Source organism: Candidatus Binatota bacterium, from assembly GCA_012960245.1.
In the GTDB taxonomy this organism is placed as follows: Bacteria; Desulfobacterota; Binatia; order UBA1149; family UBA1149; genus UBA1149.
Genome location: DUBO01000012.1, coordinates 115,419 through 136,414 on the forward strand (window position 1 = coordinate 115,419; position 20,996 = coordinate 136,414).

Annotated in this window: 19 protein-coding genes and 1 tRNA gene; all 20 read left to right on the forward strand. The window is 61.8% G+C overall.

Features of this window, described 5'->3' with window-relative positions:
• The first annotated feature begins 46 nt into the window (after positions 1-46).
• The 20 genes from pheA (at position 47) to EYQ35_02045 (ending at position 20,861) form a co-directional block, all read left to right on the forward strand.
• Positions 47-1,144 (forward strand): prephenate dehydratase, encoded by a 1,098-nt coding sequence (gene pheA, locus EYQ35_01950; protein HIF62905.1) that lies wholly within the window; start codon positions 47-49, stop codon positions 1,142-1,144.
• A gap of 19 nt (positions 1,145-1,163) precedes the next feature.
• Positions 1,164-2,267: a histidinol-phosphate transaminase gene (locus tag EYQ35_01955; GenBank protein ID HIF62906.1), complete on the forward strand. Its 1,104-nt coding sequence runs from the start codon at positions 1,164-1,166 to the stop codon at positions 2,265-2,267.
• On the forward strand, positions 2,264-3,127 hold the full coding sequence (locus EYQ35_01960; GenBank protein HIF62907.1) for a prephenate dehydrogenase/arogenate dehydrogenase family protein: 864 nt from the start codon (positions 2,264-2,266) through the stop codon (positions 3,125-3,127). The genes EYQ35_01955 and EYQ35_01960 overlap by 4 nt, the downstream gene beginning before the upstream one ends.
• Position 3,128: 1 nt before the next feature.
• On the forward strand, positions 3,129-4,478 hold the full coding sequence (gene aroA / locus EYQ35_01965; GenBank protein ID HIF62908.1) for a 3-phosphoshikimate 1-carboxyvinyltransferase: 1,350 nt from the start codon (positions 3,129-3,131) through the stop codon (positions 4,476-4,478).
• Positions 4,475-5,149 (forward strand): (d)CMP kinase, encoded by a 675-nt coding sequence (locus EYQ35_01970; protein ID HIF62909.1) that lies wholly within the window; start codon positions 4,475-4,477, stop codon positions 5,147-5,149. Before aroA ends, EYQ35_01970 begins: the two co-directional genes overlap by 4 nt.
• Before the next feature lie 105 nt (positions 5,150-5,254).
• On the forward strand, positions 5,255-7,300 hold the full coding sequence (locus EYQ35_01975; protein ID HIF62910.1) for a 30S ribosomal protein S1: 2,046 nt from the start codon (positions 5,255-5,257) through the stop codon (positions 7,298-7,300).
• Positions 7,301-7,351: 51 nt separating this feature from the next.
• Positions 7,352-7,720 (forward strand): integration host factor subunit beta, encoded by a 369-nt coding sequence (locus tag EYQ35_01980; protein HIF62911.1) that lies wholly within the window; start codon positions 7,352-7,354, stop codon positions 7,718-7,720.
• Positions 7,721-7,730: 10 nt separating this feature from the next.
• Entirely contained in the window at positions 7,731-8,228 is a 498-nt protein-coding gene (locus EYQ35_01985; GenBank protein HIF62912.1) for an HIT domain-containing protein, read from the forward strand.
• An 18-nt stretch (positions 8,229-8,246) separates the two neighbouring features.
• Complete coding sequence (locus EYQ35_01990) at positions 8,247-8,600, forward strand: LapA family protein (protein HIF62913.1); 354 nt, start codon at positions 8,247-8,249, stop codon at positions 8,598-8,600.
• A 72-nt stretch (positions 8,601-8,672) separates the two neighbouring features.
• Positions 8,673-8,981, forward strand: a complete 309-nt coding sequence (locus tag EYQ35_01995; protein HIF62914.1) for a hypothetical protein — start codon at positions 8,673-8,675, stop codon at positions 8,979-8,981.
• 27 nt (positions 8,982-9,008) lie between these two features.
• Positions 9,009-11,540: a DNA mismatch repair protein MutS gene (mutS, locus tag EYQ35_02000; GenBank protein ID HIF62915.1), complete on the forward strand. Its 2,532-nt coding sequence runs from the start codon at positions 9,009-9,011 to the stop codon at positions 11,538-11,540.
• A gap of 30 nt (positions 11,541-11,570) precedes the next feature.
• Positions 11,571-12,878 (forward strand): N-acetylmuramoyl-L-alanine amidase, encoded by a 1,308-nt coding sequence (locus EYQ35_02005; protein ID HIF62916.1) that lies wholly within the window; start codon positions 11,571-11,573, stop codon positions 12,876-12,878.
• 16 nt (positions 12,879-12,894) lie between these two features.
• Positions 12,895-15,675, forward strand: a complete 2,781-nt coding sequence (glnD, locus tag EYQ35_02010) for a [protein-PII] uridylyltransferase (protein HIF62917.1) — start codon at positions 12,895-12,897, stop codon at positions 15,673-15,675.
• A 56-nt stretch (positions 15,676-15,731) separates the two neighbouring features.
• Positions 15,732-16,625, forward strand: coding sequence for a tyrosine recombinase (locus EYQ35_02015; GenBank protein HIF62918.1), 894 nt, complete (start codon positions 15,732-15,734; stop codon positions 16,623-16,625).
• Between the two features lie 39 nt (positions 16,626-16,664).
• Positions 16,665-17,339 (forward strand): site-2 protease family protein, encoded by a 675-nt coding sequence (locus tag EYQ35_02020; GenBank protein HIF62919.1) that lies wholly within the window; start codon positions 16,665-16,667, stop codon positions 17,337-17,339.
• 47 nt (positions 17,340-17,386) lie between these two features.
• A complete protein-coding gene (gene trpS, locus EYQ35_02025; GenBank protein HIF62920.1) occupies positions 17,387-18,346 on the forward strand; it encodes a tryptophan--tRNA ligase in 960 nt (319 codons plus the stop codon).
• The gene (locus EYQ35_02030; GenBank protein ID HIF62921.1) at positions 18,343-19,167 is read left to right on the forward strand and encodes a segregation/condensation protein A; all 825 of its coding nucleotides are present in this window, start codon (positions 18,343-18,345) and stop codon (positions 19,165-19,167) included. The genes trpS and EYQ35_02030 overlap by 4 nt, the downstream gene beginning before the upstream one ends.
• Entirely contained in the window at positions 19,097-19,999 is a 903-nt protein-coding gene (gene scpB, locus EYQ35_02035; GenBank protein HIF62922.1) for an SMC-Scp complex subunit ScpB, read from the forward strand. Before EYQ35_02030 ends, scpB begins: the two co-directional genes overlap by 71 nt.
• The gene (locus EYQ35_02040; GenBank protein HIF62923.1) at positions 19,917-20,750 is read left to right on the forward strand and encodes an rRNA pseudouridine synthase; all 834 of its coding nucleotides are present in this window, start codon (positions 19,917-19,919) and stop codon (positions 20,748-20,750) included. The genes scpB and EYQ35_02040 overlap by 83 nt, the downstream gene beginning before the upstream one ends.
• Positions 20,751-20,784: 34 nt before the next feature.
• Positions 20,785-20,861, forward strand: a tRNA-Met gene (locus EYQ35_02045).
• Positions 20,862-20,996: the final 135 nt, after the last annotated feature.

The window sequence follows — 20,996 nt, forward strand, 5'->3', positions numbered from 1 at the left end:
ATGGCTTCGGTTTATCTGTCGAATTCTACACACGCGTTAAGCGCAGATGGTGGGGAGCAGCTTTAACTTGGCCAGGCAATCAAAACTGGATGGTCTCAGACAGAAAATCGGCGATGTCGACCTGCGCATCGTTGAACTGCTGGCCGAGCGCGCGCGCCTGGCGAGCGACATAGGTAAGGCCAAGGGCGACGGTGCCGTCGTACTCGACGCCGCCAGGGAGCAAGCCGTGCTGGCCGCCGCGCGGCAGGCCAACGAGGGGCCCCTGCCCGGTGCCGACGTCGAAAACGTGTTCCGCGAAATAATATCGGCCTGTCGCAACCTGCAGAAACCTGCCACGGTGGCTTACCTGGGGCCGGAAGGAACTTTCTCGCACGAGGCTGCGCGTCGGCAGTTCGGCAGCGCGGCCAGTTACGAACCCGTGGTGACTCTTGGCGAGGTCTTCGCGTCGGTCGAGAACGGCCGCGCGGAGTTCGGCGTGGTGCCGGTAGAAAACACCACCGAGGGGGCAGTGACGCCTACTCTCGATGGCTTGGCAGACTCTCGCCTCAACATCCTGGCCGAACTGGTTCTGCCGGTCGAGCAGTGTCTGCTCGCGTCCGCGGCGACGGGCAACGACATAAAAAGAATCGTTTCTCACCCGCAAGGACTCGCGCAGTGTCGCCGCTACCTGGCCGAGCATTACCCGGCCGTGCTCCGCGAACCGGTGGCCAGCACGGCTGCGGCCGCGCGCCTGGCCGCCGACGAAGAAGGCACCGCTGCCATCGCGGGCCGCCTCGCGGCCAACACCTACGCGCTCGAAGTGGTGGCAGCATCGGTGCAGGACGATCCCTCGAACGTGACGCGCTTCCTCGTGGTTGGCGATTCGCCGGGGCCCGAGGTCTCGGGAAACTGCCGCACCTCGCTGGTGGTACTGGTCAAGGACGAGGTGGGCGTGCTCGAGCGCCTGCTCAAGTCCTTCGCCAGTCACGGCGTAAACCTTTCGATGCTTGAATCAAGGCCGCTGCCTTCGCGTCCATGGGAGTACAGTTTCTTCATCGATGTGTCGGGCCACGTGGCCGACCAGGCGGTAGCCGCGGCCCTGGCTGAGATAGAGGAAATCGCCTTGAGCACGAGACTGCTGGGCTCGTACCCGGTGGCCTCCTGAGAAGCCCCGGGCCGGTGTAGTGAAGCCCCCCATACCTGAAAGAATAGCCACGCTGAGTCCTTACCAGCCCGGCCGCCCGATTGAAGAAGTGGAGCGCGAGATGGGGCTGAGCGGCACGATCAAGCTTGCGTCCAACGAAAACGCGCTGGGCGCGTCGCCGGCTGCGCTCAAGGCGGCCGCCGCGGCGCTCGAACGGGTGCACCGGTATCCGGAGGGTGGGGCTGTGTTGTTGCGGCGAGCGCTGGCCGAGCGCCTGGGCGTGTCTGAAGACCAGCTCGTGTTCGGCAACGGTTCTAACGAGATCATCGAGCTCGCTGTACGCGTGTTCGCCGACGGTGGTCGCGAGGTCGTGTTCAGCGAAAACGCCTTCATGATCTACGAGCTTGTGGCCCGCGCGGAGGGCGCCCGACCGGTGGCCGTGCCGTCGCGTAACTTCGAGCACGATCTGGAGGCCCTGGCCGCTGCCGTGGGTCCATCTACGGGAGTGGTTTTTCTTGCCAACCCCAACAACCCCACTGGGACTGTTTTCGGGCGTGACGCCTGGGATAAGTTCCTGGCCGCCATACCAGGCAATGTCGTCATAGCCGTGGACGAGGCTTACCGCGAGTTCGTGGACCTGCCCGATTTCCCCGACGCGGTCGCGGACCTGGGCCGGCATCCAGGCTTGCTGGCACTGCGCACTTTTTCCAAGGCTTACGGGCTCGCCGGTTTCAGGATTGGTTACGGAGTGGGCGAGGCCTCGCTGGTCGATGCCATGGAGCGTTTGCGGCAGCCCTTCAACGTAAACCTGCCTGCCCAGGAAGCGGCTCTGGCGGCGCTGGACGACGACGAGCACCTTCGCCGCTCGCGCGAACTGGTCGATGAGGGTCGCGCCTTTTACTCCGCCTTGTTCGACAGGCTGGGGCTGTCCTTCGTGCCGAGCCACGCCAACTTCGTATTGGTAGCGGTGGGTGACGGCGACGCCGTTACCGACGCCCTGCTCAAGGGCGGGGTGATCGTGCGTCCCATGGGAGGCTATGGTTACCCGCACATGATAAGAGTCACGGTGGGCACCGACGCTGAGAACGCGCGTTTCGCAGAAGTTCTCGAGGACCTGCTCGGCGGCCAGGAAGCAGAAGGGTGAAGACAATAGCAAAACGCTGTGTCGTAGTAGGCACGGGGCTGGTCGGCGGATCGCTGGCCGGTGCCCTGAAGCGCTCTGGAGTAGTAGGGCGGGTCTGCGGAGTAGGTCGCAGTCGAGACAACCTGTCGCGTGCGCTCGACAAGCAACTCGTGGACGAGGTTTCTACCGATCTCGAGGCGGCGCTTGTCGGAGCAGACCTGGTCGTTCTCGCTGCTCCGGTGGATACGGTGCTGCGCTTGATGGACGACGTGGCCGCGGCCATGCCCGCCGGTTGTGTCGTGACCGATGTCAGTAGCGTGAAGGTGCCGGTAGTGGAGAGGGCCAACAGTAGCGAGCTGGCAACCCTGTTCGTGGGCGGTCACCCGATGGCGGGAAGCGAAAAGACGGGCGCAGCGTTTGCCGACTGTGATCTCTTCAGGGAAAAGACCGTGGTGCTGACGCCCACCGCTTCGACCACGCCGGAAACACTGGGCCTGGTCCGCTCGATGTGGGAGGCCACGGGGGCGAGGGTCGTGGAGATGGATTCGGTGCTGCACGACCGCCTGGTGGCTTCGTCGAGTCACCTGCCGCAACTCGTTGCCTGGGCCCTGGCCGCGGGTGTCAGTGGAATCGAACCGCGGACGCTTTTCTTGAAGGTGGTGGGCAACGGTTTTGCCGACACCACCCGGCTTGCCGACAGCGATCCATCGGTGTGGCAGGGCATCCTCGATTTCAACAGGGAGTCCGTACTCGACGCGATGGACGGGTTTTCTGCCTCGTGGGCTGAGCTGCGCTCGGCGATCGAAAAAAGCGACGGCGGAGGGATCGAGGCCGTGGCCGCCCGCGCCCGGTCGGTGCGCCGGAATATAGGAGAGAGCTGAAGTGTCGGCCGGGCTCGTCGTGCGCCCCGCCGCCGGCCCGCTCGCCGGGACGGTAATTCCTCCCGGCGATAAGTCTATCGCCCACCGCGCCATACTTTTCAACGCTGCGGCCGAGGGCGAATCGCGGGTCGAGGGTATTCCCGGTTCCGAGGACCTCGCCTCGACACTGCGAGCCGTGAGCGCCTTCGGCGTGGAGGTCAAGCGTGAAGGGGACGGCATTGCCAGGCTGCGTGGAAGAGCCATGGCCTTCAGCGAAGCCCCTGGACCGATCGACTGTGGCAACTCCGGTACCACCAGCCGCTTGCTGGCCGGACTGCTGGCGGGGCAGGACTTCGAGACCGTACTCACGGGCGACGCTTCGCTGAGCCGACGCCCCATGCGACGGGTCGTAGACCCACTCGCCGGGTTTGGTGCGTCGTTAACGGCTGCAGACGGTTGCCTGCCGTTGGTCATACGCGGTACGCAGCTGGTGCCGGCCACGTGCCGACTTCCGGTGGCCAGCGCACAGGTCAAGACGGCGGTACTGCTTGCGGCGATGCAGGCCACCGGCGAGAGCACCGTAACCGAGCCCTCGCTTTCACGCGACCACAGCGAGATCATGCTCGCTGCGATGGGGGTCGACCTCGGGCGGGATTTTGGCGGCTCGGGTGGTCAGGGGCTGGTCGCCGATCCTTTCGTTGTTCCTCCAGGCGGTGAGCACGCTGTCTCGCTCAGTGGTCCTCGAGTGCCGACTTCCCTCGACCTGCGGGTGTGCGGGGATATATCTTCGGCTGCCTTTTTTGTAGTGGCGGCTGTTCTCGTGCCGGGCTCCGTGCTGCGTTTGCAGGGGGTCTGCCTGAACCCTACGCGCACAGGTTTTCTTCGCGTACTGCGGAGCATGGGCGCTGACATCGAAGCGGTGGTGGAGGGGGAATCCGCGGGCGAGTGCTACGGGACGTTGACGGTGCGTTCTTCAGGCCTCGTGGGCGTAGACCTGGCCGAAGAAGAAGTGCCGTTCACGATAGACGAGCTACCCGTGTTGGCGGTGGCTGCTGCCCACGCCGACGGTGTGACCCGCATAAGGGGTGCCGCCGAACTCAGGATCAAGGAAGGTGATCGCGTGCGCGCGGTATGTGTAATGTTGTCGGCCCTGGGCATCAAGGTAGCCGAGCACGATGACGGAATGGATATCTACGGCGGCACTATACGCGGTGGCGTGGAAGTCGATCCAGCCGGTGACCACAGGATCGCGATGTCGGCGGCGGTGGCGGCACTGGCTGCCGAGCAGGCCGTCACGGTACTCGATCCACGGGTGGCGGACGTATCTTTTCCCGGGTTTTTCAAAGAGCTCGAAAGGGTCTCGTCGTCATGAGCGATTGTTTCGTGGTGGCCATTGATGGTCCGGCCGGGGCTGGCAAGTCGACAACGGCCAAGGCTGTGGCCGAAAAACTGGGGTTTGCCTGTCTGGATTCGGGCGCGCTCTACAGGGCGGTGGCTCTCCTGCTCGTGGAGGCCGGCGCCGACCCCTCAGACGAACGGGCGGTTGAGCCGCTGTTGGCAGGTGCCAGGATTTCACAATCCGCCGATGGCGAGCAGACATTTCTCAACGATCGGAATGTTACTTCGTTGCTGCGCAGCGCGCGGGTGAGTGACGCGGCTTCGCGTTCCTCGGCATTGCCCGCCGTGAGATCGGCGCTTATCGAGCTACAGCGGGCCGCGGCAACGGGCGAGGGCCTGGTGGTAGAAGGACGGGACATGGGCACCGTGGTTTTTCCGAGGGCAGCCCTGAAGGTGTTCCTGGACGCCGACGAGGATGAACGGGCCCGCAGGCGTGGGCTGGAGCTTGGCCTCAGCGGCGCGGCAAAACTGGAAAAGCTGGGCGCTGAAATGGCCGAAAGGGACCATCGCGATCGTAGTCGAAAGGTCGCTCCGCTGCGGCCTGCCGAGGATTCTATGGTGCTTGATACGACCAGTTTATCCTTGCAGGAAGTCATCGATGCAGTGGTCATCGAGGTCCTTTCTCGAAAAAAATACGCCAAGTAGTTCCACAGCAAGGTCTTTTGCCTTGATACTGTTGCCCAAGGGCGCTATGAACTTGGTTGTTTCGGTGTGACCCGTTCGGGTGCGCCATGGGAGGTTCGTCGTTTAATGCTTGAGGAGAAGGCCGGAGACCACAACGGTAAACAGGAGGGAATGGAGAGCTTCAGCGACCTGTTCGAAGCTTCAGTAGGTGCGGTTGGTATCGAAACTGGCGAGATCGTCAGCGGAACCGTAGTTTCAGTCGATACCGCGACGGTGACTGTAGATGTTGGCTACAAGTCCGAAGGTATGATTCCGGTCGGCGAGTTCAGATCGCCGCAGGGGGAAACCAGCGTGGCAGAGGGCGACAGCATAGAAGTGCTGGTGGTCTCAACGGGCAGCGCCGGGGGCGGGTTGGTCCTTTCGTTCCGACGCGCAAAAGAAGCCATCATCTGGAAGAACATCGAGGAAGCCTTCAACAGCGAGACCCCGATCGAGGGTACCGTGATCGGCAAGGTTAAGGGTGGCCTGTCGGTAGACCTGGGCGTTACCGCTTTTCTTCCTGGCTCGCATATAGAGATTCGACCGCCTCGTGGCTTGGACCGTTACGTCGGCGAAACCCAGGAATACGCCATACTCAAGTTCAATCGCGCGCGTGGCAACGTGGTCGTTTCGCGCAAGGTGCTTCTCGAGAAAGAACGGAACGTCCAGATGGACAAGACTCTTGCCGTTCTCGACGAGGGAGTCGTGCTCGAGGGTGTCGTAAAGAACGTGACCGACTACGGCGCGTTTGTTGACGTTGGTGGCCTCGACGGCCTGCTCCACGTCACCGACATGTCTTACGGCCGTATAACTTCGCCTTCAGAGCGGGTAAAGCCGGGCGACGTCATAAAGGTTGTCGTTCTCAAGTTTGACGCCGAGGCGCGTCGAGTTTCACTCGGCATGAAGCAGTTGCAGGAAGACCCCTGGGACACGATCACCGATCGCTTATTTCCCGGCAGCCGGCTGCGAGGCAAGGTTGTGAGTATTGTCGACTACGGTGCCTTCGTGGAAGTCGAAGAAGGCATCGAGGGCCTGGTTCACGTTTCCGAAATGTCGTGGACCACGAGGGTGACGCATCCGTCGAAGGTGGTGTCGGTCAGCGATGAAGTTGAAGTCGTAGTTCTCGGTATCGACCAATCCAACCGCAGGGTGTCGCTGGGTATGAAGCAGGCTACGTCCAACCCCTGGGAACAATTGCCGATCGATTACCCGGTGGGGACCCAGTTGTCGGGTACTGTTACCAGCGTGACCGACTTTGGTTTCTTTGTGAACGTCGCCGACGGTATCGACGGGCTGGTGCACGTTTCCGATATGCACTGGACCAAGCGGGTCAGTCATCCATCGGAGGTAGTGGACAAGGGATCATCGGTGGAGGTCATGGTGCTGTCGATCGATGTGCCCAACGAACGTTTGTCCCTCGGCCTGAAGCAGGTGTCCGAAGATCCGTGGAACAACATGGATCACCGCTACCCGGTGGGTTGTACGGTGCAGGGTAAGGTGACCAACGTCACCGACTTTGGTGCCTTCGTCGAGATAGAGGAAGGCGTGGAAGGAATGGTGCACGTGTCCGAGCTCTCGACCGAACGGGTCGAAGACCCGAGAGAGTTCATCAAGGTGGGCGAGGTTGTTTCTGCCCAGGTGCTTGGTCTCGATCGCAAGGAAAAGAAAATTTCGCTGAGCCTGAAATCGGCCGTACAGGAAGGTGCCGGGCAGAAGCAGGAGGCTGCGTCGGGCGTGGACATGGGGTCTACCGGGTCGGCTTTCAACCTCGGCGCGATGCTGAGCGAGCAGCTCCAACGTGACGAGCCGGCAGACGAAGCCAGTGCTGAGCCTGGTGAAAAGGAAGCGGCGGTCGAAGAAGTGACAGCGGAAGCGGCGGCGGTCGAAGAAGTTGCCGAAGAAGTGACAGCGGAAGCGGCAGCGGTCGAAGAAGTTGCTGAAGAAGTGACAGCGGAAGCGGCAGCAGTCGAAGAAGTCGCCGAAGAAGTGACAGCGGAAGCGGCAGCGGTCGAGGAAGTCGACATTGCGTCGGAAAGCTCCGAAGAAAAACTTATCGATAGCGCTGGTGACCGCAGTGGCGAGGAGCTACAAACTACTACGGAAGAAAATGACGCGGGTGATGAGGAAAATTGAAACTGGATCGTTGGTAGGCTGACGAATCTATAATCCTGGGGTGCACGGTAGATGACTAAACGAGACCTGATCGAAGAGATTGCAAACAGGTACCCTGCCTATTCCAGGCGGGATGCCGAGATAATCGTAAATACAATTTTTGAGAGCATGACCGAAGCCTTGTGTAATGGAGATCGAATAGAAATCCGCGGTTTCGGCAGTTTTGTGGTCCGTCACCGCGATGCCCGCGAAGGACGGAACCCCAAGACCGGCGACATCGTCGCGGTGTCGGCCAAGAAAGTGCCGTTTTTTAAGGTGGGTAAAGAACTTAAGCTGCGCATAGGCTGCGGCTTCGTTGACGGCTCTCTGAGCAGTGAACGGCAGGCGGCTGAGTCGCTGGGCGCCGAACTCGACTCCGGGTCCGGCTTTCCCGCCGTCTGACCGGGCGCGCGTGAGAGTACTCTGGGCTCCTTGGCGCCTGGCGTACGTCGAGAAGGACGAGCGCGGGGACGGTTGCATATTCTGTGACAAGCCGCGGCTTGAGGGCGACGGCGAGCGCAGGGAAAGTCTCGTACTGTACAGCGACGAGCACGCGAGCGTCATAATGAACCGCTACCCCTACGCGAACGCCCACCTTATGGTGGCGCCGCGCGAGCACACAGCCGACTTCGCGAGACTTCCGGTGGATGCCGCGGCGTCCCTCAGCTCGGTGTTGCAGAAGGCAGTTGCAGTTCTCGACAAGGCGTACTCTCCCCAGGGCTTCAACGTGGGCCTCAACCTCGGCCGCTCGGCCGGTGCGGGGATAGATGGCCACATGCACTGGCACGTAGTACCGCGCTGGGAAGGCGACACCAACTTCATGCCCATGCTCGCCGATTGCCGGGTGTTGCCCGAGCATTTAGACGAGGCCTACGAACGCTTGCTGCCGTTGTTCGCTACCGGTGTTTGATTGAAGGAATAAGATCCAGTGAAAATACTCAGGACAGTTTTTTACAGCGTGCTTTTCCTCGCGGCGGTGATGATAGCAACTTCGAACTCCGAGGTGGTACAGGTGGTCTACTTGCCTGCTCTGCCGTTTTTGCCTCGCCCGGATGGGGCTGCGGTGGGCATGCCGCTTTTTGCCGTCATCCTGGGTTCGATTCTCATCGGCGTGTTGGTCGGGGGGCTGGGCGCGCTGCTCGAAAACACGCGCGCGCGGGTCAGGGTGCGTTCGCTTGAGAGGGAGCTGGATCGGGTCTCGTCTCGCACCAATGGCGGCCAGGTTTCCCGTGTTCGTGGCAGCGCTGACCTTGATCCAGACGACGACGAAGAGGCTTACTGACAGCTTCGCTTCTGATTACCGTGGTGCGCGGGATACCCGCCCCTACCGGTCCGCGGCGTCTTTGCAGCACCAATGTACAATAAATATACTCCCCGGGTGGCCGCTCCGACTACACTGGGGCAACCCGCAGAGTCGGGTTGGGCGTCGCGCAGTGTTCGCGACGAAATGCGGGCCAGCCTGGAGGCCCTGAAGGAGGTCGGACGGGTTACGGCCAGGGGTATACGACTGAATACCTTCATGCTCGACGACAGCCCGGCACTACGCGCTTTTGTTGAGAAAATGACGGCCGCCAACCGGGGCAGGGCGTTTTATATGGCCCCAGGCCAGCTGGGCAAATTCCTGTTGGTTGACTACGTGCGCCGCCGTCGCAAGATTCTCTGAGTGTCGTCCGCCGCTCTTCCTAACGACGTGAAACTCACTCCCGTCATGCGCCAGTACCTTGAGATCAAGGCGGGGCATGAAGACGCGATTCTGTTCTTTCGGCTGGGCGATTTCTACGAGATGTTTTTCGATGACGCCGAGCGCGCCGCGTCTATTCTCGATATCACCCTGACCACGCGCAATCGTAACGACCCCAACCCCATCCCGTTGTGCGGCATACCCTATCACTCGGCGCGGCCCTATATCGCTCGGCTGCTGGAAGCGGGAGTAAAGGTCGCCGTGTGCGAACAGGTCGAACTGCCGGGCGCGAGCCCCGGGCCGGTAAAACGAGAGGTGCGCAGGGTCATCAGCCCGGGTACGAACCTGGACGAGGACAGCCTCGGCGCCGACAGTTCTAATTTCCTGGCAGCGGTGTACGGCAAAGCCTCGGCGTGGGGGCTGGCCTGGATGGATTTCTCGACCGGTGAACTCGAGACGACCAGGGGGTCAGGACTCGAGCCCCTCAGGGATTCACTGTTTGCCGTCGGACCCAGCGAGATCCTGGTAGAAGACGACAGTGTCATGGACACTTCCGGTTTTGGTGTAGAGGGCTGCATGATTACCGAAGTCGTGGCAGCCCCCAGTGTTGCAAGCGGCACTCACGAGCTTCCCGAGGACTCGGCGGCGGCTACGGCGATGCTGCTGGCTTACGCCGACCGCAGCCAGGCGGGCCACACTGGGCACCTTCGGCCCGCGAGGTATAGCGACCCTACGGCCGGCGTGGCTCTCGACGTGGCGACCCGCCGCAACCTCGAACTCACCCGGTCACGTGAAGGCGGGGGGCGCGCCGGTACACTGCTGGAGGTGATCGACGGTTCTGTCACCGCCATGGGCAGAAGGTTGACCGCGAGGTGGTTGGAACAACCGCTGGGCAACCTGGCGGACATCGGGCACCGCCTCGACGGCGTGGAATTGTTTGTCGAGGATTACGCGTTGCGTGATCTTTTGCGCGAAACCCTCAAGGGCCTGGGAGATCTAGAGCGCCTGTGTGGCCGGCTTGGCTCGCGCACCGCTGGCCCCCGTGACCTCCTCCGCGTGGCGGCCTCGCTCGAGGTAGTGGCCAAGGTCGCCAGCCTGCTCGGCGACCGACAGCTACCCGGCTCCCTCGCGGATGTTCTCCCTGGGATGGATTCGCATTCGGGCACGGTGGCGTTGTTGCGGCGTGCGCTGTCCGACGAAGTTGCCGCCGCTGCCAACTCGGGCGGATTCATACGTGACGGTTACAATGACGAGGTAGACCGGCTGCGCGCGGTGAGCCGGGACGGCAAAGGCTGGATCGCTGCGTTTGAGAAAAGTGAGCGCGAAAGCACGGGTATCAACGGGCTTAAAGTGGGCTACAACCGGGTGTTCGGATACTACCTGGAGGTAAGCCGCGCCAACCAGGACAGGGTGCCCGGCAACTACGAACGCAAGCAGACCCTCGCCAACGCTGAGCGCTACGTCACCCCGGAGTTGAAAGAGCGGGAGGCCGAGGTCCTCGGGGCAGAGGAGCGAGCGCAACGGCTCGAAGCTCACCTCTTCGAAGAGCTCTTAAACGAACTCGACGACGCGCTGGCTGGACTGTCGGCCTGCGCCCGTAGCGTGGCCGTTATCGACGCGCTCGCGGGATTCGCGGAGGTCGCCCATCGCAAATCTTACTGCCGGCCGGAGCTGCACCTGGGCAGGGAGCTGAGCATCCAGGAAGGCCGTCATCCCGTGGTTGAGAATTCCTGTGCGACACCGTTTGTCGCCAACGATTGCAGGCTCGGCGGCGAGACTGGTCTCATGGTTATTACCGGTCCCAACATGGCGGGTAAGTCGACCTACCTGCGACAGGTGGCCCTGCTGACTCTCATGGCCCACTGTGGTTGTTATGTCCCGGCCGCTTCGGCACGGGTGCCCTTGGTCGACAGAATTTTTACGCGGATCGGGGCCAGCGACGATCTCGGCGGAGGTAGGTCAACCTTCATGGTCGAGATGACCGAGACCGCTGCGATACTCGACAACATGACCGACCGCAGCTTGGTGGTGCTCGACGAGATTGGCCGTGGCACTTCTACCTTTGATGGCATCTCCATTGCCTGGGCGGTGGCCGAGGCAATGGTCAGGAAAGGCGTCAAGACGCTGTTTGCTACTCACTACCACGAGCTGGCTGCCCTCGCGGGAAAACACGACGCGGTGGCCAACCACTCTGTCGCCGTGCGCAGGCACAAGGGCAAGGTGGTGTTCCTTTATCGCATCGTCGCGGGGGCGGCGAGTGGTAGTTATGGCATCGAGGTTGGAAGGCTGGCCGGGCTGCCGGTGGAAGTCACCGACCGGGCCCGCGAAATTCTCGACGGTTTTGAAACCGGCGAGGGGCCGCTGGCGGGCTTGCAGAACGGGCAGCTGGGATTGTTTACGCAGGCCCCCGCGGCAGCCGTAACGGGTGAGAATGATGAGTTACTACGCGAACTTTCCGATCTTGACACCGACACGATAAGTCCGCTGGAGGCACTGAAAATACTCGCGGGGCTTGTCCGAGGGTACCGAAACAGGGAATAATGGACGGCTTGGGTGCTGGAGGCTGTGTTGATGAGGGGTAAGGGCAGGGTACTCGCATTGGTCCTGGCGGGCGGGCTGGTGGCGGTGTGGACTGCGGCGGCGGCAGCGGCGGGCGTTGAACGGGTGCGTTCGGCCTCGACCGCAGACTCTACACGGGTGGTCATAGACCTCAGCGCCTCGGTTGATTTTACCTACGCCACGCTGCGCCCCGACAGCAAGGGACGCTGGCCGTTCAGGGTCTACATTGACCTCAAGGAGGTCTCCAACGGCAACGCCATAGACACTTCGCGCGTATCGGCCGATGCGCGGGTGAGCCGGATACGGGCCGCCCAGTTCAGCGATGACACCGCTCGCGTGGTCATTGATTTAAAGATGCCTGTCAAGGTTACGGTGGGCTCCTTGCGCTCGGCCGCTGGTTCGCCCGCACGGGTGTACATCGACCTGCAGACAGAACCCGGAGGGGGGTCTCCAGCTCCAGCCGTCCAACGTTCTGTCGCAGCTGCGACCCGGAAACCGTTGGCGATAAAGAAACCTGCGATCGTAAAGAAACCGGTGGCAGTAGAGAAGCCGGCGGTAGTCAAGAACCCAGTGCCGCTGATCAGCAATACGCCGAAGCTGGTCGCGAGTAAGCGCAAGGTTCATATCGTGCTGGACCCCGGCCACGGCGGTCGCGACCCGGGTGCTCTCGGAAGCTTTGGCATGCGGGAGAAGGAAGTTACCCTCGACATCTCGCGTCGGGTCAGGGACCTGCTCGTTCGTAACGGCCTGGCCGAGGTGACACTCACCAGGAGTAGCGACCGGTTTGTATCACTGGAGGGGCGAAAGGACTTTGCCAACGGTCGCAAGGCTGACCTTTTTGTCTCGATACATGCGAATTCCAGCACCACCAAGGGGCTGCACGGGGTGGAGACTTACACGCTCGACAACTCTAACAACCGGGCTATCCTGAGGCTCGCGAAGGCAGAAAACGGCGTGGGGCAGTTGATAAAAGACGATGTCTCGGGGGCGGATACAGACCTGAAGTACATCCTGTCCGATCTCGTTCAGACCGGAAAGGAAGCCGAGTCGGTGGTTCTCGCGGGTGCATTGCAGTCGAGTGTGTTGCGCAATCTCGGTCGCCACTACGGTACCATTCACTCCCTGGGCGTGAAGAAGGGGCCGTTTCTGGTACTCGACGGTGTTTTCATGCCCTGCGCTCTGATCGAGGTCGGGTTCCTTTCTCACAAGACCGAAGGACCGCGCCTGGGTGCTGCGGTGTACAGGCAGATGTTAGCGGAGGGCATCTACGATGGCCTGCGGGAGTACCTGTCTGATGAAAGGGTTGCCAGTCTGCGCTAGCATCCGACCATAAGTCGTGCCGGATAATTCAAACGAGACATCCGCTTCTCCCGGACGCACCACGCTTCTGCCTTCGCCATTGGCGGTGAAGGAAAAACTCTCGGATATAGCCAGGAACTATGTCCACGCGGTGCGAGAGGAGCTTGAAGTTGATCACTGGGGCGGTGCGTCCGGTGTTGATACCGCGACACGCTACGCCACCGCCATCGACAACCTTGCGCGCTTTCTTTTTGAAGCGGCCACAGCCCGCTACGCTCGACGTTACGGTCGTGGTACCCGCAGCTGCGCGGTTATTGCCCAGGGCGGGTATGGGCGCAGCGAGATGTGTCCTGGCTCGGACGTGGACCTGTTGGTTCTGTACGGCAACCGTGTCGATGCCTACGTTGAGACCGTCACCGAGACCCTGCTGTATTCCATGTGGGATGCCGGCCTGCAGGTCGGGCACGCGGTGCGAAACTGCGGTGAATGTGTGCGCCTGGCCGCGGGTGACCTGACTATACGTACCGCTTTGCTGGACGGCCGCTTTGTGAGTGGCAGTACCGAGCTTGGCGCCCAGTTTACCGAGGTGGTGCAGGACGTTCTGACCCAGCGCGACGTTGGCCCCTTCATCGAGGCCAAGCGAAGGGAGAACGAGGCCCGCCACGCGCGCACGGGCGGGTCGGTGTTCATGCTCGAGCCCGATATCAAGGAGGGCCGCGGGGGCTGTCGCGATCTTCACACCCTGCTGTGGATCACCCGTACGCTGAGGGGCGTATTGTCCTTTGAGGACATGGAAGAGCGGGGGATACTATCGGCGGATGAACTTGAAGGCCTCCTTGCCGGGCGTGAGTTTCTGCTCCGGGTGCGCCACAGCCTGCACTTCCTGTCGGGACACAAGCAGGACAAAATGGGCTTTGATCTGCAGGAGCAGGTGGCCGAACGCTTTGGCTTCGAAGGTGACGACAACAACAGCGCCGCCGACCTCTTCATGCGAGACTACTACGGGCACGCGGCGCTGATAGCGCGCACCACTGACGACATAATTGACCGCACGACGGCCGTGGACGAAAAACCGGGGCTGGTCGAGCGCCTGGTTCGCAGGCGAGTCGAACGCGGGGTGACGGTGTCGGGTGATCGCCTGGTCCTGGAGGAATCGATACTCGACGCAGACCCCCTCAACCTCGTGCGGGTGTTTCACATTGCTCAGCGCAAGGGCGTTACGTTGTCTTCGTCCGGCAGGATGGCTGTCAGGCGCAGGCTAGAGCAGCTGGTCGGCGATGCCGGTCCCCCGCCCGGGGCTTTTGGTGCGTTTCTCGATGTGTTGCACTGGGAAGGAGGGGTCTATGACACGCTGGCCGAGATGAACTCGGTGGGAGTCCTGGGAAAACTACTGCCTGAATTCGGCCGCCTCTTCTGCATGGTGCAGCGTGATTACTACCACGTCTACACGGTAGACGAGCACTCCTTGATGGGTGTCCGCGAACTAGAACTGCTGCGCGACGGGGAGTACGAAGAACTCAGCCCCTTGTTGACCGGTGCGATGAGATCCTGCGATGACCCGTCGATTCTCTACCTCGCGATGATGTTCCACGACGCCGGCAAGGGCTACGGTTCGGACCACGACGAACGCGGAGCGAAGATGGTGGTTGGCATTGCCGAGCGGCTGGGCCTCGACCAGGACCAGTCGGCTACGCTGCAGTTCCTCGTGAGGAATCACTTGTTGATGTCAGACCTCGCCCAGCACCGTGACGTGGGAGATCCCGACCTCGTGGCCGAGTTCGTGGCCCAGGTGGGCTCGAGAAAACTCCTGCGCGACCTTTACCTGGTGACATTTGCCGACATGAAGGCCGTGGGGCCAAAGGTCTGGACGAGCTGGAAAGACAACCTGCTTGCCGAACTGTACATGCGGGCGGTGGACGTGATGGACAAGGGGCTGGCGTCTGAGAACGACGCCGAGGCGCGTGTTGAGCGCAGCTGCCAACGGGTGGCTGCGAGGGCGGTGCCTGGCCCCGAGCGCGAGAGTATTGAACATTTTCTCTCGACCATGCCCCAGTCCTACCTGATCTCTACCCCCGAGGAGACGATCTACGATCACTGGCTGATGTACGAGCAGAAGGGCGGGGCGTCTTTTCGGTCCGGGGTGGTGCACTTTCCGGAACGAGAGCTCACCGAGTTTACAGTATGTACCCCCGACCGCCCGGGGTTGTTTGCGAGCATTACCGGTGTGCTTTCTGCCGCGGGCCTGAGCGTGGTCGGCGCGCGCATAGCGACGTCAACGGAAGGAATAGCGCTCGACGCCTTTCAACTCGACCACGAAGAACCCGAAGCCGACCCTGCCTACGAAGTCCAAGAAAAATTGTTGCCCACTCCTATGGATCCAGTCACCTGGAAACAAGTTCGCGACGACCTTGATTCGGTGCTCAAGGAGCAGGCCGATGTGGGTGAGATCGTTGCCGCCGGGTTGAAGCGGCCCGTTCTGTCCAGCTCGGCGGGTGGGCGCGCCATTGAGCGGGTTGAACTGGACAACGACGTTTCAAGAGACCACACGGTCATCGACGTGTATGCCACCGACCGGTTCGGCCTGCTATACCGTCTGGCGAGGACCTTCCAGCAGCTGGGTCTGACCGTCCACCTGGCGCGCGTGTCCAACTACGCTTTGCAGGCCCGTGATGTTTTTTACGTGACCGATATCGACGGTCGAAAGATTCTCGACGAGGGCCGTCTCGAGTCTCTACGCTCGGCGGTACTGGTGGCCGCCGAGGGAGGGGCTGTTGACCAGCGGCAGGGGCGGCCGGGCAAAGAGAGGAGAGCGTCGTGAGAACCCGACCTCCGTCTCCTGTGCAAGCCCGCGAGCCCATCCGGCGGTCGGGCCCGATTGCGCTGGGTACGGCGGTGGATGTGTACGTGGATCACCTGGCCGCCGAGAAGGGGCTGGCGATAAACACGGTGGAAGCCTACTCGCGCGACCTGCGGGCTTTCCTGTCAGGCCTGAGCGACGGCGCCACGAGGGACGCGGCCGGTATCAGCCGTGAAGACACGGTGGCCCACCTCGAGATCATGTCGAGGAGGGGCAGCTCAGCATCGTCCCGCAACCGGGCCCTGTCGGCCTTGCGCGGCTTGTTTGCTTACCTGTCGGCCGAGGGCTGGATCGAGTGCAACCCCATCCGTGATCTTTCGCCGGCGAAGAAAACGTCGATCCTGCCCCGACCCTTGAGCGTGGCGGATGTAAACCGATTGCTGGCTGAGACCGAGGGGGACGACCCCGCCTCGCTGCGTGACCGGGTTATGCTCGAGCTCGCCTATGGCTGTGGTCTGCGGGTTTCGGAACTGGCCGGGCTGCAGAAGGCGGGCGTCGACCTTTCGCGGGGCGTAGTGACCGTGACCGGCAAGGGAGCCAAGCAGCGGTCGGTACCTATGGGATCGGAAGCAGTGCGGGCGCTGCAGCGCTATCTCACTGTCGCCGGCGATTCGCGCTATATTTTTCCCGGACGCAAGAGTGGTTCGGTCAGCCGCCAGGCCTTGTGGAAACGTCTCAAGGCCGTGGCCTTGCGCGCCGGAGTGGCGGCGGTGCGGCCCCACCTGTTGCGCCACAGTTTCGCGACCCACCTGCTCGAGGGCGGGGCCGACCTGAGGTCTGTGCAGATGATGTTGGGCCACGCCGACCTCTCTACCACCCAGATATACACCCACGTGGCCGGCCGTCGATTGAGAGAGGTTCATGAAAAACATCACCCCAGGTCGGGTAAACGCCACGAGCGTGGCTTGTAACCGCCCCTCGTTGGGCCATTATAGCCCCTTCTTTAGCGGATGAACTTTGATGTTGCAGACGCCGCCCTGTGGGTGCTTCCGGTCCTTTTTTCAGTGGTGTGCCACGAGTACGCCCATGGCCGGGTCGCGCTTAAGTACGGGGACGATACAGCCTCCCGCATGGGCAGGCTGACCCTCAACCCCCTGGCCCATATTGACCCGGTGGGTACGGTGCTCATGCCGGCAATGTTGTTCGCGATTGGTTCTCCGTTTTTGTTCGGCTACGCCAAGCCGGTGCCGATTTCCTGGCAGCGCCTGCGCAACCCCGCCCGAGACATGGTCTACGTTGCCGCCGCCGGCCCGGCCATGAACTTTGCCCTCGCCGCTCTTAGCGCGGTGCTGCTGGGTGTCCTTGTCGGACGCGCCGACTACGGGTTCGCGCTCGACGACCAATCTTTTGCCATGGCGAGGCCGCTGGCGATCATGGCCCAGCGCAGCATGCTGATAAACGTCGTGCTGGGAGTGTTCAACCTTCTCCCGATACCACCGTTGGATGGTGGCCGAGTGGCAGTAGGCCTGCTACCGGCTGGCCCGGCTACGGCCCTGGCAAGGCTGGAGCCCTTCGGTTTCCTGGTCGTGTTCGGGCTGCTCGCTACTGGTACTCTGAGTATAATTCTTGGACCGATGGTGTTTGGTATCATCGAGTTACTGAGTTTCATGGTGGGGCTGGGGTAGGCACGGTGGCTGCGAAGACAAAGACAAAAGGTGTTGTGGTATCGGGTATGCGGCCCACGGGGAGCCTGCACCTGGGTCATCTCAACGGGGCGATTCACAACTGGCTGGAACTGCAGCAGGGCTTCGAGAGCTTTTTCTTCGTTGCTGACTGGCACGCGCTGACGACCGAGTACAAGGATCCTTCGGGTATAAAGGCCAGTACAGTGGCCATGGTCCTCGACTGGCTCGCGGCCGGGTTAGACCCCGACAAGGCTACGATCTTCAACCAGTCGAGCGTTAAGCAACACGCCGAGCTGCACCTGCTGCTCGCCATGATAATCCCGGTGCCCTGGCTGGAGAGGGTGCCCACTTACAAGGAACAGCAGCAGCAGCTCGAAAACCGAGACCTGTCGACTTACGGTTTTCTGGGCTACCCCTTGCTGCAGGCGGCCGACATCCTGGTCTACGGTGGCGATCGTGTTCCGGTGGGCGAAGACCAACTGTCGCACGTTGAACTCACGCGCGAGGTGGCGCGGCGCTTCAATCGCTACTACGGCGAGGTTTTTCCCGAGCCGAAAGGGCTGGTTGTAAAGGCAGCCCGCGTACCCGGCACCGATGGCCGTAAAATGAGCAAGAGTTACGGCAATTCGGTGGGCTTGGCGGACAGTGAAGAGGATATTACTGCCCGGCTGTCGCGCATGAAAACCGACACGCGCAGGCAGCGCAGGACCGACCCCGGTGTGCCCGAGGAATGCCCGGTCTACGAGCTGCACGAAATCTATTCCAGCGAAGAGGAGCGCAAGGAGGTTTCGGAGGGCTGTCGCAGCGCTTCTATCGGCTGCCTGGACTGCAAGAAGATAATGATTGGCCACGTGCTCGAACAGTTGCGTCCGATACGTGAGCGTCGTGAAAAACTTGCTACTAGCAGTGGGCTGGCCGACGAGGTGCTCGCCGCCGGAAATGAACGTGCCCGGCAGAAAGCGGAGAGTACGATGACCAGGGTACGGGCGGTGATGGGGTTGGCATGAAAGTAGACTCCTACAGGGTTAACATGGATGCCTTCGAGGGGCCCCTGGACCTCTTGCTCCACCTCGTGAAGACCAACGAGGTAGACATCTACCATCTTCCGCTCAGTGATATAACCGACCAGTACCTGGCCTACCTCGAAATGTTCGAGGAGCTGGACCTTGATGTAGCGGGGGAGTATCTCCTGATGGCCGCCACCTTGATGCACATCAAGTCGCGGTTGTTGCTGCCCCGTGACGACGAGGATGAGGAAGAAGAAGAAGATCCGGTACAGGATCTCGTAGGGCAGCTGGCCGAGTACCAGCGCTACCGCGAGGCAGCCGATACGCTGCGTGACAGGGCGTTGATTGATAGGGATGTTTTTCGCCGCGCGGCTTCACCACCGCCGCGCAACGAGGCCGAGGACCCTGGTTTTGCCCAGGTCGAACTTCCCGACCTGCTCGAGGGCCTCAGGCGCGTGCTCGCGCGCGCGGCTGCGCGCATACCCCACCTCGTGGAGTCCGAGGAGTACCACGTCGCAGACGCGGTTCGGGAAATGCTGGGTCGGCTGGACGAGGTCGAGAGCCTCACTTTTGACGAGCTGTTCGGCGACAGCCCCACCCGCGGGCTCGTTATCGCCACGTTTATCGGTCTCCTGGAGTTGATGAAGATGGGCATTATTCAGGCTATGCAGGACGAAGGGTCGCCGGAGATCCGCGTGAGCTCGACGGGGCACGATCACGACGATCGGTTGTACGCGTTGCTCGATACCTATGGACCCCGGGCCCACGAGAAAGAAGGCAACGATGCGGAAGTTGAAAAGGAGCAACAGCTTGATGGCTGAAGAAAGCACGATAGAAGAACTTAACCCTGGAGAAAGCGGGCCGGCGGATGTGTCTGCAGAAGATGTGCCGGTTGAAGAGGACGCCACGTTGAAGGGCGATGAAGCCGGGACCGGGGACGACTCGCCGTCCACTCAAGGGAGTTGGCCGGTAGACCGCCTTAAGCCACTGGTAGAGGCCCTTGTCTTTGCCTCCGGCGAAGCCATCAACGCTGGCCGCTTGGCCAAGGCCGTGCGCGGTGCCAGCAGGCAGGAGGTTACCGCGGCGCTGCAAGAGTTGCAGGCTGAGTGCGAGGCGAGGGGGGTGCGGCTGGTCGAGGTGGCTGGAGGCTGGCAGTACCGTACCGCGGCCGAGCACGCCGAGCCGGTGCGGCGCCTGTTCAAGGAGCGGCCTTATCGCTTGAGTCGAGCTGCGGTTGAGACACTCACCGTGGTAGCCTACAAGCAACCGACTACCAGGCAGGGCATAGAGGGAGTGCGCGGGGTAGACAGCGGGGGCGTGCTCGAGAACCTCGTCGAGAAACGGCTGATCCGTATCGCGGGTCGCCTGGATGTTCCGGGACGACCCCTGGTCTACGAAACTACAAAAGACTTCCTCGAGTTGTTCGGATTGAAGGACCTGGCAGCCATGCCGCGCCTGGCCGAACTTGGAGACGAAATGCTGATGTTGGCGGATAAGGCGGAGTTTGAACAAGGGGCTGCCGACGAGGCGGCGGTGCTGCCGCTGGAGCCCGGCGACGAGGTAACCGACGATGCGCCTCCTGCCGGCACGGTTTCAACCGAACAGGCGACCGAGAGCGATGACGAAATCAAAGAAACCTCTGAAAAAGACTGACCCTGCGGAGAAGGGAGGCTCTGGCGGCCGGCTGCGGCTGCACGTCTACATAGCGCGGGCTGGTATCGCCTCGCGCCGTGAAGCCGAGAAAATGATGCTCTTGGGCGATGTCACGGTCAACGGCAAGGTCATCACCGAACCCGGCAGCACGGTTCTGCCTGGAAAGGATCACGTCAAGGTTAACGGTCGGTTGATCGCGGGGCCTCACCGGCTGGAGTACTACGCTTATCACAAGCCAACCGGCTGCGTGTCGACGATGAAAGACACGCGCGGGCGTTTCTGCATCGGCGACGTGGTGCAGACCCTGGGTAGCCCGGTGGTTCCCGTGGGGAGGCTTGACCTTAACAGCAGCGGCTTGCTGCTTCTGACCAACGATGGCGAACTCGCGGTCCGTCTCATGCATCCGTCCTACGAGATCGAAAAAGTCTACCGCGTAAAAGTAAACCCGCCGCCGAAGCAGAGGCAGCTCGACAGGTTGCTCAACGGCGTGTCGCTGGGTGACGGCATGGCGAGGGCCGAGCGTATAAGGCGAGTGGGACGTGGCGAGACCAAGGTCTGGCTCGAAGTAACCGTGGCCGAGGGACGCAAGCACGTGGTTCGCAGGATGATGGAAGAGGTGGGCTTGAGGGTGGACAAACTCAAGCGCGTAGTAATGGGTCCACTCAAGCTCGGACGGCAGGTTATCGACTCGGTACGCCGCCTTGAGCACAAAGAAATCAAAGCCCTGCGGGCCGCTGCGGACCTTGACTGATTGACTTTCCCTCCACCCGGCCCTAATCAAGGTTCGCGGGGTGGAGCAGTCTGGTAGCTCGGCGGGCTCATAACCCGCAGGTCGAGGGTTCAAATCCCTCCCCCGCACCCACCCGCTCTTCCTGTCGCTTCTCTCTCGGTTTTCTCCTGGCTTTTGCGTTCGTTTGCCGGGGCAAGAAACTCAAACTCGACTCTGCAGTGGCGGCTGCTTTTACCCTGGTCAATCTTGATTCGACGGGTACCGGTT